The following is a 13,462-nucleotide window of genomic DNA, read 5'->3' on the forward strand; positions in this document are numbered from 1 at the left end:
ATGCCGGGCTTTTTCTTGCCGCCAGGCAATCAGGACTGCGCCAAAGCCATCTCGCGCGGACTGCCTGTCGCGGTCGTCAGCCACTGGTCGATGCAGTCGACCACCGACTGTGGCGCACGCAACCAGGCGCTATGCGGGTTCTCCTGCGGTGGGCGCGGTGAAGCCAGATACAGCAGCTGCGGCTCGACCTGGATCAGTTCGGCCAGGCCCTGCGTGGATGCGGGCGGAGCGAACTTGTCACCCTCGATCTGGATATACAGCGAGGCCACCCGGTTGCGCGCTGCCGGCGCCAGGGTCAATCCCAGATGGCGATAGTGGCCACTGAAAGCCACCCGCCCCCAGTCGCGCATCAGCGAACGCGCCTCGCGGCCACCAAAGCCAAGCCGCTGTCCAGGCAGATGACCAAGCAGGCTGGCAAGCAGCCCGAACAGCAGCGCCACGCCGGGAGTCAGCAGACGACTCGGTCCCTGCCAGTGGCGATAGTGGATATTGCCGCAGGCCACGCCGACCACCGCCACCGGGCTGTCCGGATGGGCCGCGGCATAGAGCGTGGCGATATGGCCGCCGAGGCTGTGCCCCAGCAGCACGGGCACGGCCTGGGGAAAGTGCCGTCGCGCCAACTGCAGCAGTTTGGGCAGGAACTCCTCGACCAGCTGGCGGTAGCCGTAATTGAAGCGCCAGCCAGGCCGCGGCAGGCTCTCGCCCTGCCCAGGCCAATCGGCTACCAGCACATTGTGACCGGCCGCCACCAGGCGTTGGGCCAGGCCTGCATACTTGCGTGCCGTGACCCCCAGGGCCGGCAGGATCACTACCGTTCTGCGCGCTTCGGGATGCGCCGCATAGAGAGTGACCGGGCAATGGAACTTGCCACCGGCGAACTGTAAGGCATCGACCATGGCATTCACTCCTGTTGCTGTTGCGGCGAATCTAGAGCAACTGCTCTAGAAATTCCACAGCACGCAGAGCGGACATTGTCACCTCAAGCCCCCTGAGAAAAAGCAAAAAAATGCCGCGATATTCGCGGCAGGAGAGGTGAGCCAGAATCGGCCTGTATCAACCGTGATGTTCCACTTCCTGTGTGACAGGAAGATGACTGGCCAGCACGGGCAGGTCATGCGGGGCTTCCAGGCGTTGCTGCAGGCGCTCGACGAAACGCCCGGCGTCTGCCTGGGTACGGAATGGCACATCGCAGTCGTCCAGCCTGACGATCCAGCCGCCAGGTGTCGCTTCGGTCACGCTAATGTCCATGGTGTTTCCCCTCTCGGTAATGGCCAAGGCCAGGCGAGCATAGGCCAGGGTCGTGGCCGCTCGAAAGTTCGATTTCGTCTAGGCCCATAACCGATGATGCTGAACCAGATGGCGACATAAACCGCTCTAGCTCGCACCTTCAGGGACCACTCACTGCGCCAGATTGAAGCAGCGCCAGGTTGCCGGGAGATGACAGTGAGCGCTATCGTGGCGCATTGCCCCCGAAGGAGCTCCCCATGCCCTGGTACGCCTGGCTGATCATCGCACTGGCCCTCGGTTCGATCCTTGGCAGCCTCCTCCTGCTGCGCGACAGCGCGCGCAGGCTGCCGCTCACGCAAGAACAGCTCAAGCGCATCCGCGAGCGCAATGCCGAAGCCGATGCGCAGGACGCCAAGGACCGCTGAACCGACTCGCGCAAGGAAGCGGCATGCCCTACCTGATACTGCCCCTATCCGCACTTGGGCTGGGCCTCAGCCTCGGCTACGTCGATGGCGTGGGGGCCGTACTGACCGTCCTCTATATGGCCTGGGTAATGCGGGGCGCATATATCCTGCCGCACTGGTTGTGGTGGAGCATCGGACTGGCCGGTGGCATCGGCCTGGCTGCGCACCTGCTGCCCGGTTTCCAGGCCACGGCACTGTGGCCAGCCCGTCAGCTCAGCAGCGATGCTCCACCCTTCGCCTTGCGCCTGTCCTGGGACAAACTGCTGCTCGGCCTGATATTGCTGGCCTGGTGGCTGTCATGTCGCAAACCTCAGGTCCGGAATGCGCGCCTGGCGGCCGCGGCCGGCGCAACCACCCTGCTGCTGGTCCCCCTGCTGGCCATGGCTCTGGGCGTTGTCGGCTGGCAGCCCAAATGGCCGGAGCAGCTTTGGCTCTGGCTGGCGGTGAACCTGGGCGTGGCGGTGCTGACAGAAGAACTGCTGTTCCGAGCCTGGCTGCAACCCATGCTGGTGGCGCGCCTGGGTGCAGCATGCGGGATAGCGCTGACCGCCCTGCTGTTCGGCGCGGCACATCTGCCCTTCAGCCCGTTGTTCGCGCTGGTGGCCGGCTTCGCCGGACTGGGTTATGGCCTGGTGTTCCATCTCAGCGGCAGGCTATGGCCGGCGCTGTTGCTGCATGGCGCGGTCAATCTGACGCACTTGCTGTTGCTGAGCTACCCGCTACGTTCGGCCTGACGTCGATGCCGTAGGGCGCGAAGATGCGCTGCATCTCGCCGTTGTCACGCAACCGCTGCAGGGCCCTGCGGAAGTCCGCAGCACTGATAGGTGCCTGGGGGCTGAGGATGGCGTAATGCCGGTAACGCTGGTCCTCCCAGTCAGACACCAGCAACTGCTCGCGCAACTGAGGTTGCTCGCGCAGGCGCGCGCCGAGCCAGGAGCGGGTTATCGGCGCAACATCGGCGCGCCCCAGCAACACCAACCGCAGGTTGCTCTCGTGGGAATAGGTCAGGACGGCGTTGAAATGCTCTTCGAGCCACTTGGGGTCGTTATTGAAACCAGCGAAACCGTAGTGGTAGCCATTGAACAGCGCCATGCGCTTGTTCATCAGGTCATCGAAGTAGCGCTGGTCACGCTCCGGCGCTCGGCGAGCCACCAGCACCTCGGCATCCTCCAGCCCCATATCGATGCGGGTACCGGCAATACCCTGCCAGTTCCAGTCGGGATTCTCGAATATCGCGACATGCACGCGCGCCTGACGGAAATCATCGAACCGACGGTTGAGCGAGGTGGCGCGCAGGCCAAAGCGATGTTGTGTCTGTACCGCGTTGAGAGCCGCAACCAGCTCACCGAGCAGGCCGCGGTGCGCATCCTGCTCCGGCTTGATCACGTAAGGCGGGAAATGCACGGCGGCAATCACCACTTCATCCGCCGCACGGGCACCCGAGCTGAACAGCACTGCCAGCAGCAGAGCGCCAAGCAATCCCTGTCGACGCCGACACATATTGACCTCAAGGACAACGTAGCTGCACGAAGACTAGCCCAGCCGCAAGGCGGCGTAAATCAATACCTCTGCGCACTCAGCGTGGCATAGGGTTGGCTGTCTCGGCCACGGCATCTTTCGCTGTCCGCAGGTGATAACGACTGACCAGATCACCGAGCTTGCCGCTCTCCTGCAGCCCCTGCAGCAGCCCGGCCAGCTGCGAGGCATCCAGCGGCCCCTGCGGGCGCAGCAGGGCATGGTGGTGGTAGACCTGATCAGTGCGCTCGGACACCAGCAAGCGCGCGCTCTCCTGCGGGTGCTCGAGCTGGTAAAGGTGCAGGTAGGAGCGCGTTACCACACTGATGTCGGCTCGGCCATGCAGCAGCATGCGCAGGTTGCTGTCGTGGGAATAGGTCAGTACCGCGTTGAACTGGCGCCCCAGAAACTCCTGATCGGAATTGAAGCCGGCGAATCCGTAGTGATAACCACTGTACAGGGCCATGCGCTTGTCACCCACACGGTCGAAGTAGTGCTGGTCACGCCCCTCTTCCGCGCGCGCCACATAGACCTCGGCATCGGTGATCTGCAGATCAAGCTTCTGCAGGGGAATGCCCTGCCAACCCCAGTCGGGCGACTCGAACAGGATCATGTCATAGCGTGCCTGCAGCAGGTCACGATAGCGGCGGGTCACCGAAGTCGGGACCAGGTCGAAGCGGTAGACCTGCTGGCTCTGGTTGAGCGCCGCCAGCAGTTCCGGAAGCAGCCCCGAGGGCTCAGTGCTCTCGGGTTTTACTGCATAGGGCGGAAAGTGATAGGCGCCGACTCGCACGCGCTGCTCGGCCTGGACTTTTGGCATGCACAGCACGAGTGCTGACAGCAGCAGACAATGAAGAAGGCGCAATGCCAGAACCTCGACAGGGAGAACGCCGGAGAAATCAACACATCCCTGTGGCCCAGGCTGGCAGCTGACCAGCCCTGAAAGCAGCTTAGCCTATCCGTCAGGATTCCTTGAAGACCAGAGCCAGCGCCTCCTCGGCCAGCTGATCCAGAGTCATCTTGCCACCTGGGCGGAACCAGGTGGTGGTCCAGCTCAGCGCGCCGGTCAGGAAACGCCGCAGGACGAAGGGATCGGCCTTGAAGAAGCCGGCGGCACGCGCCTCGCCCAGCACGTCGAGCCAGATCTGCTCGTAGCTGTCACGCAGGCTGAGGATGTAGGCCTGGCTCTCCTCGGAGAGCGAGCGCCATTCGTATACCAGCACCCCCATGGCCTCGCCGGTACCGCCCATGATCGACTGCAGCTCGCAGCGGATCAGCCCCAGCACTCGCTCGCGCGGGCCGCGGGCCTCGTCCAGGGCGGCGCGCATCAGCGCGGTGTTGTAGAGGATGGTTTCCTCCATCACCGCCTTGAGGATTTCGTCCTTGCTTTTGAAGTGGTGAAAGATGCTGCCGGACTGGATACCCACGGCGCTGGCCAGGTCGCGGACCGTGGTGCGCTCGTAGCCCTTGCTGCGGAACAGGTGGGCGGCGGTCTGCAGCAGCTTGCCGCGAGCGCTGTCCGGGTCGGTCAGCTCGCCATTGGCGACCAGCTTCTGCATCACTTTTCGGGCTTTCTGTTCGTCCAGGCTCATCGCTCCCCCAGCTTGCGCTCGCGTACAGCGCCGATTGTACGCGAGCTTCATGGATACCGAGCAAGCGCTTGGGTAAAAAGAAGCACACAAAGGCTTTTCAACCAAGCGCTTGCTTGGTAGCCTTCACGACATCTGCCCCGCACGGACCCACAACCATGACCAAGACCGTACGCATCGGCTGCGCCTCCGCCTTCTGGGGCGACACCTCCACCGCCGCCGCCCAGCTGGTTCGCGGCGCCGAACTGGACTACCTGGTGTTCGACTACCTGGCCGAAGTGACCATGTCGATCATGGCCGGCGCGCGCATGAAGAAGCCGGACGAGGGCTATGCCACCGACTTCGTCGAGGTGATGGCGCCGCTGCTCGGCGAAATCGCCGAAAAACGCATCCGGGTGATCAGCAATGCCGGCGGGGTCAACCCGAGCGCCTGCTCCGCCGCCCTGGCCACCGCCTGCGACAGGGCCGGGGTGAGCCTGAAGATCGCCGTGCTGCATGGCGACAACCTGCAACCCAAGCTGGGCGAGCTGGCCAAGGCCGGCACCGTGGAGATGTTCAGCGGTGCCCCGCTGCCGCCGATGTGCGTGTCGGTCAACGCCTACCTGGGCGCACCGGGCATCGTCGCGGCGCTGGAAGCCGGTGCGGATATCGTGATCACCGGCCGCGTGGTCGACAGCGCCGTGGTCAGCGCTGCCCTGGTGCATGAGTACGGCTGGGCCTGGAGCGACTACGACAAGCTGGCTCAGGCCGCCCTGGCCGGCCATATCATCGAATGCGGCGCGCAGTGCACCGGTGGCAACTTCACCGACTGGCGCGACGTGCCGGACTACGAACACATCGGCTTCCCCATCGTGGAAGTCGGCGCTGACGGCAGCTTCGTGGTCGCCAAGCCGGAAGGCACCGGCGGCCTGATCTCCACCCTGTCGGTCGGCGAGCAGATGCTCTACGAGATCGGCGACCCGCGTGCATACTACCTGCCGGATGTGGTCTGCGATTTCACCCAGGTGCAGCTGCGCCAGGTCGGCGACAACCGCGTCGAGCTGAAAGGCGCACGTGGTCTGCCACCCACCACGCAATACAAGGTCAGCGCCACCCACCCGGACGGCTTCCGCTGCACCGCCAGCTGTCTGCTGGCCGGTATCGACGCCGTGGCCAAGGCCGAGCGGGTCAGCCAGGCGATCATCGCCAAGACCGAGGAAATGTTCGCTGCACGCGGCTGGGGCCCCTACAAAGAGGTGTGCATCGAGCTGCTCGGCTCGGAAGCTACCTATGGCCCGCATGGCCAGCGCCGCGATACCCGCGAGGTGGTGGTGAAGATCGGCGTGCGCCACGCGAAGAAAGAGGCGCTGATCCTGTTCTCCCGCGAGATCGCCCAGGCCGCGACCGGCATGGCGCCGGGGCTGACCGGTATCGTCGGCGGCCGCCCCACCGTATACCCGGTGATCCGCCTGTTCAGCTTCCTGGTGGACAAGAGCGCCTGCAACCTGGAAGTGGAATTGAACGGCGAGCGCCACCCGCTCGCCCTGCCTCAGCTGGACGCCTTCAGCTCGGCGCAGATCGCCGATGCAGAAGCCGTGGTCGCACCGGTTGGCCACGCCGACAGCAGCGTGCCGCTGATCAAGCTGGCCGTGGCCCGCTCCGGCGACAAGGGCAACCACAGCAATATCGGTGTGATGGCAAGAAAGCCCGAGTATCTGGCGTGGATCGCCGCTGCGCTGAGCGAGGCTGCCGTGGCCGAATGGATGCAGCATGTGCTCGATGGCCAGACCGGCAAGGTCAGCCGCTGGTACCTGCCCGGCAGCCACAGCCTCAACTTCCTGCTGGAGAACGCCCTGGGTGGCGGCGGCGTGGCCAGCCTGCGCATCGACCCGCAGGGCAAGGCCTTCGCCCAGCAACTGCTGGAGTTCCCGGTGCCGGTGCCCAAGGCCCTGGCCGAGCAGCTGTAACGCACAGGTTTTCGGTGACAGCGGACAGGAGCCGCTGCCCACCCAACGACGAGGACGATAACAACAATGGCATACGACTCAGTCTTCAAACCCGGCCTGTTCGCCGACCAGACCATTCTGGTCACCGGCGGCGGCAGCGGCATCGGCCGCTGCGTGGCGCATGAACTGGCCTATCTGGGGGCCCATGTGGTGCTGGTCGGACGCAAGCTGGAGAAGCTTGAAAGCACCTGCGCCGAGATTATCGGGGACGGCGGCAGCGCCAGCTTCAAGGTCTGCGACATCCGCGAGGAAGAGGCGGTCAAGGCGATGGTCGCCCAGGTGCTGGCCGAGCGTGAGCGCATTCACCACCTGGTCAACAACGCCGGCGGCCAGTTCCCGGCTCCCCTGATCGGCATCAACCAGAAGGGCTTCGAGACCGTCGTTCGCACCAACCTGGTGGGCGGCTTCCTGGTCGCTCGCGAAGTCTTCACCCAGAGCCTGTGCAAGCACGGCGGCAGCATCGTCAACATGCTCGCCGACATGTGGGGCGGCATGCCCGGCATGGGCCACTCCGGCGCCGCCCGCGCCGGCATGGAGAACTTCACCAAGACCGCTGCCTTCGAGTGGGGCCACTGCAACGTGCGGGTCAATGCGGTGGCACCGGGCTGGATCGCCTCCAGCGGCATGGACACCTACCCCGAGTCGATGAAGAGCCTGATCCGCAATCTCAAGGAGCACGTGCCGCTGCAGCGCATCGGCACCGAGTCGGAAGTGGCCGCGGCGATTGTCTTCCTGCTGTCGCCGGGTGCCAACTTCATCAACGGCAACACCATCCGCATCGACGGCGCCGCCAGCCTCGGCACCCGCGCCTGGCCGTTGGCCAGGGCGAAGAAGAGCGAGTCCTACAACGGCTTCCACCGGGCCTACATGCCCGACGTGTTCAAGGAGTAAGTCATGCCGGTCATCCAGAGCGACATCGACGTCCATGGCGACACCTTCGCGCAGAATCGTCAGGCCATGCTGACCGCCATCGCCAGCTTCCGCGACGTGGAACAGAAGGTGCTGGACAAGGCCGCCGAGGCCAAGCCCAAGTTCGTCAAGCGCGGCCAGCTGCTGCCGCGCGAGCGTATCAACCTGCTGCTCGACCCGGGCGCACCCTTCCTTGAGCTGTCCTCGCTGGCCGGCTACAAGCTGCACGACGACAAGGACGGTACCCAGGCCGGCGGCGGCATCATAGCCGGCATCGGCTACGTGGCCGGCGTGCGCTGCCTGGTGATCGCCAACAACAGCGCGATCAAGGGCGGCACCATCTCCCCCACCGGGCTGAAGAAATCCCTGCGCCTGCAGCAGATCGCCGTGGAGAACAAACTGCCGGTGATCACCCTGGCCGAGAGCGGCGGCGCCAACCTCAACTACGCCGCCGACATCTTCGTCGAAGGCGCGCGCGGTTTCGCTAACCAGGCGCGCATGTCGGCCATGGGCCTGCCGCAGATTACCGTGGTGCATGGTTCCTCCACCGCCGGCGGCGCCTACCAGCCGGGCCTGTCCGACTACGTGGTGGTGGTGCGCGGCAAGGCCAAGATGTTCCTCGCCGGCCCGCCCCTGCTGAAAGCCGCGACCGGCGAGATCGCCACCGACGAAGAGCTGGGCGGCGCCGAGATGCACGCCCAGGTCGCCGGTACCGCCGAATACCTGGCCGAGAACGATGCCGACGGCGTGCGCCTGGCCCGTGAGATCACCGGCCTGCTGCCGTGGAACGCGCAACTGCCGGTACGCCCGCCACGCCAGTACCGCGAGCCGCTGTACCCAGCCGAGGAGCTGCTGGGCATCGTCCCGGCGGATGCCAAGAAGCCCTACGACGTGCGCGAAATCATCGCCCGTATCGCCGATGGCTCGGAGTTCCTCGACTTCAAGAACGAGTTCGACAGCCAGACCGTTTGCGGCCACCTGGCCATCGAAGGCCAGCCCTGCGGCTTTATCGGTAACAACGGCCCGATCACCCCGCGCGGCGCGGCGAAAGCCGCGCAGTTCATCCAGCTGTGCGAGCAGAGCAACACGCCGATCCTGTTCTTCCACAACACCACCGGCTTCATGGTCGGCACCGAGTCGGAGCAGAACGGCGTGATCAAGCACGGCTCCAAGCTGATCCAGGCCGTGGCCAACTGCAGCGTGCCGAAGCTGACCATCGTCGTCGGCGGCTCCTACGGCGCCGGCAACTACGCCATGTGTGGCCGCGGCCTCGATCCACGTTTCATCTTCGCCTGGCCCAACAGCAAGACCGCCGTGATGGGCGGCGCCCAGGCCGGCAAGGTGCTACGCATCGTCACCGAGGACAAGCACCGCAAGGAAGGCAAGGAGGCCGACCCGAAGATGCTCGACATGCTGGAAATGGCCACCGCGCAGAAGCTCGACAGCCAGTCCACCGCGCTGTACGGCACCGCCAGCCTGTGGGACGACGGCCTGATCGACCCGCGTGACACGCGCAAGCTGCTCGGCTTCCTGCTGGATATCTGCGCCGAAGCCGCCGTGCGCCCGCTCAAACCCAACACCTTCGGCGTGGCCCGGCTCTGAGTCGGTCGCCCACCTTTCATTCGAGATCGCAGGAGAACAACAAGATGATCTTCACCCAGGAACACGAAGAACTCCGCCGCACCGTACGCAACTTTGTCGACAAGGAAATCAACCCGCACGTCGACGAGTGGGAAAAGGACGGTCGCTTCCCGATCCACGAAATCTTCAAGAAGGCCGGCGACCTCGGCCTGCTGGGCATCTCCAAGCCGGAGAAATTCGGCGGCATGGGCCTGGACTACAGCTACTCCATCGTCGCGGCCGAAGAGTTCGGCACCATCCGTTGCGGCGGCATCCCGATGTCCATCGGCGTGCAAACCGACATGTGCACCCCGGCACTGGCCCGCTTCGGCTCCGATGAGCTGCGCGAGCAGTTCCTCAAGCCGGCAATTGCCGGCGACATGGTCGGCTGCATCGGCGTCTCCGAAGTGGGTGCCGGTTCCGACGTGGCCGGCCTGAAGACCACCGCGCGCAAGGACGGCGACGACTACGTGATCAACGGCAGCAAGATGTGGATTACGAACTCTCCGAGTGCCGACTTCATCTGCCTGCTGGCCAACACCAGCGACGACAAGCCGCACGTCAACAAGTCGCTGATCGTGGTGCCGATGAACACCCCGGGCATCACCGTAAGCCCGCATCTGGACAAGCTCGGCATGCGCAGCTCGGAAACCGCCCAGGTGTTCTTCGATAACGTGCGCGTGCCGCAGCGCTACCGCATCGGCCACGAAGGCGCCGGCTTCATGATGCAGATGCTGCAGTTCCAGGAAGAGCGTCTGTTCGGCGCGGCCAACATCATCAAGGGCCTGGAGTACTGCGTCGACTCGACCATCGAGTACTGCAAGCAGCGGCAGACTTTCGGCAACCCGCTGATCGACAACCAGGTCATCCACTTCCGCCTGGCCGAACTGCAGACCGATATCGAGTGCCTGCGCGCCCTGGTCTACCAGGCCACCGAGCAGTACGTGAAAGGCCGCGACGTGACCAAGCTGGCCTCGATGGCCAAGCTCAAGGCCGGCCGCCTCGGCCGCGAAGTCTCCGACGCCTGCCTGCAGTACTGGGGCGGCATGGGCTTCATGTGGGACAACCCGGTCTCACGTGCCTACCGCGACGTGCGCCTGGTCTCGATTGGCGGCGGCGCCGACGAGATCATGCTCGGCATCATCTGCAAGCTGATGGGCATTCTGCCCGGCAAAAAGAAAGGCTGAGGACGCGACCATGGCCGAACTGCCGAACTGCCAAACCCTGCTGCTGGAACAGGTCGAGGGCGTGCTCTACGTCAGCCTCAACCGCCCGGAAAGCCGCAACGCCATGAGCCTGGCCATGGTCGAGGAGCTGCGCGCAGTGCTCGCGGCCGTGCGCAGCGACCGAGGCGTGCGCGCCCTGGTACTGCGCGGCGCCGACGGCCACTTCTGCGCCGGCGGCGATATCAAGGACATGGCCGGGGCGCGCGCCAAGGGAGGTGACGCCTATCGCGACCTCAACCGCGCCTTCGGCCGTCTGCTGGAAGAAGCCCAGGAGGCGCCTCAGGTGCTGGTCGCGGTGCTGGAAGGTGCGGTGCTCGGCGGAGGTTTCGGCCTGGCCTGCGTCTCCGATATCGCCATCGCCCACCAGAACGCCAAGTTCGGCCTGCCGGAAACCAGCCTGGGGATTTTGCCGGCGCAGATTGCCCCCTTCGTGGTCAAGCGCATCGGCCTGACCCAGGCCCGGCGCCTGGCCCTGACCGCCGCCCGCTTCGACGGTGCAGAGGCTCTGCGCCTGGGCCTGGTGCACTTCTGCGAAGGCGATGACCAGGCGCTGGTCGACCGCCTCGCCGAGTGCCTGCAGCAGGTACGCCAGTGCGCCCCCGGCGCCAATGCGGCAACCAAGGCCCTGCTGCTGGCCACCGAAACGGAGCACCTCGCCGGCCTGCTCGACCGTGCGGCTGGCCAGTTCGCCGAGGCCGTGCTGGGCAGCGAAGGCGTGGAAGGCACCATGGCTTTCGTGCAGAAGCGCAAGCCCAAGTGGGCGGAGTAACGCTCCCCTCGGGGAGAGGGAACAAATCGAAGTAGCCCGGATGCAATCCGGGAACCGACACCCCGGATTGCATCCGGGCTACGACTAGCAGGAGCACGACGATGCCCGCCTTCAACAAGATCCTGATCGCCAACCGCGGTGAAATCGCCTGCCGCGTCATGCGCACCGCCAAGGAACTCGGCTACCGCACCGTGGCCGTGTACTCCGAGGCCGACGCCGGCGCCCGCCACGTGCAGGTAGCCGACGAGGCCGTGTGCATCGGCCCGGCGCAGGTCAACCAGTCCTATCTGGTGATCGACAACATCATCAAAGCGGCGCAGAAGACCGGCGCCGACGCCATCCACCCAGGCTACGGCTTCCTCTCCGAGAACGCCGACTTTGCCCGCGCCTGTGAGGCCGCCGGCATCGTCTTCATCGGCCCGACCGTGGAAGCCATCCACCTGATGGGCAGCAAGCGACTGTCGAAGATCGCCATGCTCGAAGCCGGCGTGCCCTGCATTCCCGGCTACGAAGGCGCAGCCCAGGACGACGAGACGCTGGTGCGTGAAGCCGAGCGCATCGGCTACCCGCTGATGATCAAGGCCAGCGCCGGCGGCGGTGGCCGCGGCATGCGTCTGGTGCATCAGGCCAGCGAGCTGCAGGAGCAGATCCGCACCGCACGCTCGGAGGCGCAAAATGCCTTCGGCTCCGGCGAGCTGATTCTGGAGCGTGCGGTGATCCGCCCGCGTCACGTCGAGATCCAGGTGTTCGGCGACCAGCACGGCCACATCGTTTACCTCGGTGAGCGTGACTGCTCGGTGCAGCGCCGCCACCAGAAAGTGGTCGAGGAAGCGCCCTGCCCGGTGATGACCCCGGAACTGCGCCAAGCCATGGGCGAGGCGGCGGTCAAGGCCGCCGCGCGGGTCAACTATGTCGGCGCCGGTACCGTGGAATTCCTGCTCGATGCCAGCGGCGAGTTCTTCTTCCTGGAAATGAACACCCGCCTGCAGGTGGAACACCCGGTCACCGAGCTGATCACCGGGCAGGACCTGGTGGCCTGGCAGATCCGCGTGGCCGAAGGCCAGGCGCTGCCGCTCAAGCAGGACGACATCACCCTCACCGGCCACGCCATGGAAGTGCGCCTGTACGCCGAGGATTCGGCGCACAACTTCCTGCCGCAGACCGGTCGCGTGCTGCGCTGGGAGCCGGAGCTGCTCGAAGGCATCCGCATCGACCATGGTCTGGTCGAAGATCAGGAAGTCACGCCCTTCTACGACCCCATGCTGGCCAAGGTCATCGCCTACGGCGCGACCCGCGAGGACGCCCGCCGCAAGCTGGTGCGTGCCCTGGAGAACTGCGTGCTGCTGGGGGTCAACGGTAACCAGCGCTTCCTCGCCAACCTCTTGGCCAACCCGGAGTTCGCCGCCGGCAACGCCACCACGGCCTTTATCGCCGAGCACTTTGCCAGCGACGAAAGCCTGACCCCGCAGGCGCCAGCCGCCAGTGAGCTGGCCATCGCCGCCGCCCTGCTCTATCAGGAATCGGCCAACAGCCGCAGCCACCAGGCTGGCCTGGCCGGCTGGCGCAGTGCCGGCAGCGCGCCGTGGCGCTTCGTCCTCAGACAGGACGAACACAAACACGAGGTCGAACTGGACGTGCTTGGCGATGGCGCCCAGCCGCAGCTGCAGGCCCGCGTGGGCGACTGCCAGATTGAACTGCGCCTGCTGGCCAGCGACGGCCGCTGGCTGACCCTGGAACAGGACGGTATCCGCCGTCGCCAGGCCTATCACCACGACGGCGACCGCCTGTGGCTGTTCGGCCACTTCGGCAACCTGGAACTCACCGACGTGACCCACGAACCGGCCGGCGGGCAGAACGCCGCCAGCTCCGGCGCAGTGAAGGCGCCGATGGATGGTGCGATCGTCGATGTCCTGATCGAAGAAGGCGCCCGCGTCAGCAAGGGCCAACTGCTGGTGGTACTGGAAGCCATGAAAATGGAACACCCGCTCAAGGCCGGAGCCGACGGCGTGGTCCGCCGGGTCGGCGTGAGCCAGGGCGACCAGGTCAAGAACCGTCAGCTGCTGGTGGAAATCGAAGCCGACGCCTGATGCCGACTTAGCCCGGATGCAATCCGGGGCCAATCCAACCCGGATCTCATCCGGGCTACGCAAGACAGCCC

13 protein-coding genes are annotated in these 13,462 nt (G+C 65.5%); 8 read left to right on the forward strand and 5 right to left on the reverse strand.

From position 1 onward, the window contains the following. Positions 1–29 precede the first annotated feature (29 nt). Both ACOAPY_RS13185 and ACOAPY_RS13190 read right to left on the reverse strand, forming a co-directional pair. Positions 30–896 carry an alpha/beta fold hydrolase gene (locus ACOAPY_RS13185; RefSeq protein WP_465153549.1) on the reverse strand — a complete coding sequence of 289 codons (867 nt, stop codon included), beginning with the start codon at positions 894–896 and terminating at the stop codon, positions 30–32. Positions 897–1,053: 157 nt separating this feature from the next. After that, complete coding sequence (locus tag ACOAPY_RS13190) at positions 1,054–1,248, reverse strand: hypothetical protein (protein WP_465153550.1); 195 nt, start codon at positions 1,246–1,248, stop codon at positions 1,054–1,056. A gap of 236 nt (positions 1,249–1,484) precedes the next feature. Between ACOAPY_RS13190 and ACOAPY_RS13195 the strand changes: the two genes are divergently transcribed. Further along, positions 1,485–1,652, forward strand: coding sequence for a DUF2897 family protein (locus ACOAPY_RS13195; protein ID WP_076578092.1), 168 nt, complete (start codon positions 1,485–1,487; stop codon positions 1,650–1,652). 23 nt (positions 1,653–1,675) lie between these two features. Next, on the forward strand, positions 1,676–2,425 hold the full coding sequence (locus ACOAPY_RS13200; protein WP_465153551.1) for a lysostaphin resistance A-like protein: 750 nt from the start codon (positions 1,676–1,678) through the stop codon (positions 2,423–2,425). Here the strand turns inward: ACOAPY_RS13200 and ACOAPY_RS13205 are convergent. From ACOAPY_RS13205 to ACOAPY_RS13215, 3 genes are all read right to left on the reverse strand, one after another. After that, complete coding sequence (locus ACOAPY_RS13205; protein WP_465153552.1) at positions 2,376–3,191, reverse strand: amino acid ABC transporter substrate-binding protein; 816 nt, start codon at positions 3,189–3,191, stop codon at positions 2,376–2,378. The two genes, ACOAPY_RS13200 and ACOAPY_RS13205, sit on opposite strands and share 50 nt — an antisense overlap. Before the next feature lie 76 nt (positions 3,192–3,267). After that, on the reverse strand, positions 3,268–4,026 hold the full coding sequence (locus ACOAPY_RS13210) for an amino acid ABC transporter substrate-binding protein (RefSeq protein ID WP_465153553.1): 759 nt from the start codon (positions 4,024–4,026) through the stop codon (positions 3,268–3,270). A gap of 142 nt (positions 4,027–4,168) precedes the next feature. Beyond that, positions 4,169–4,792: a TetR/AcrR family transcriptional regulator gene (locus tag ACOAPY_RS13215; RefSeq protein WP_203792480.1), complete on the reverse strand. Its 624-nt coding sequence runs from the start codon at positions 4,790–4,792 to the stop codon at positions 4,169–4,171. A gap of 161 nt (positions 4,793–4,953) precedes the next feature. On the opposite strand from ACOAPY_RS13215, the gene ACOAPY_RS13220 reads away from it, so the two are divergent. From ACOAPY_RS13220 to ACOAPY_RS13245, 6 genes are all read left to right on the forward strand, one after another. Beyond that, positions 4,954–6,741: an acyclic terpene utilization AtuA family protein gene (locus ACOAPY_RS13220; RefSeq protein ID WP_465153554.1), complete on the forward strand. Its 1,788-nt coding sequence runs from the start codon at positions 4,954–4,956 to the stop codon at positions 6,739–6,741. Between the two features lie 66 nt (positions 6,742–6,807). Then, entirely contained in the window at positions 6,808–7,671 is an 864-nt protein-coding gene (locus ACOAPY_RS13225; protein WP_465153555.1) for an SDR family oxidoreductase, read from the forward strand. A gap of 3 nt (positions 7,672–7,674) precedes the next feature. After that, a complete protein-coding gene (atuC, locus tag ACOAPY_RS13230) occupies positions 7,675–9,291 on the forward strand; it encodes a geranyl-CoA carboxylase subunit beta (protein ID WP_465153556.1) in 1,617 nt (538 codons plus the stop codon). Positions 9,292–9,335: 44 nt separating this feature from the next. Then, positions 9,336–10,496, forward strand: a complete 1,161-nt coding sequence (atuD, locus tag ACOAPY_RS13235) for a citronellyl-CoA dehydrogenase (protein WP_465153557.1) — start codon at positions 9,336–9,338, stop codon at positions 10,494–10,496. 10 nt (positions 10,497–10,506) lie between these two features. Further along, positions 10,507–11,304 (forward strand): isohexenylglutaconyl-CoA hydratase, encoded by a 798-nt coding sequence (atuE, locus tag ACOAPY_RS13240; protein ID WP_465153558.1) that lies wholly within the window; start codon positions 10,507–10,509, stop codon positions 11,302–11,304. A 101-nt stretch (positions 11,305–11,405) separates the two neighbouring features. Continuing rightward, complete coding sequence (locus ACOAPY_RS13245) at positions 11,406–13,391, forward strand: acetyl/propionyl/methylcrotonyl-CoA carboxylase subunit alpha (protein WP_465153559.1); 1,986 nt, start codon at positions 11,406–11,408, stop codon at positions 13,389–13,391. Positions 13,392–13,462 lie beyond the last annotated feature (71 nt).

This window comes from Pseudomonas stagnisoli (assembly GCF_048595745.1).
GTDB classification, from domain to species: Bacteria; Pseudomonadota; Gammaproteobacteria; order Pseudomonadales; family Pseudomonadaceae; genus Aquipseudomonas; species Aquipseudomonas alcaligenes_A.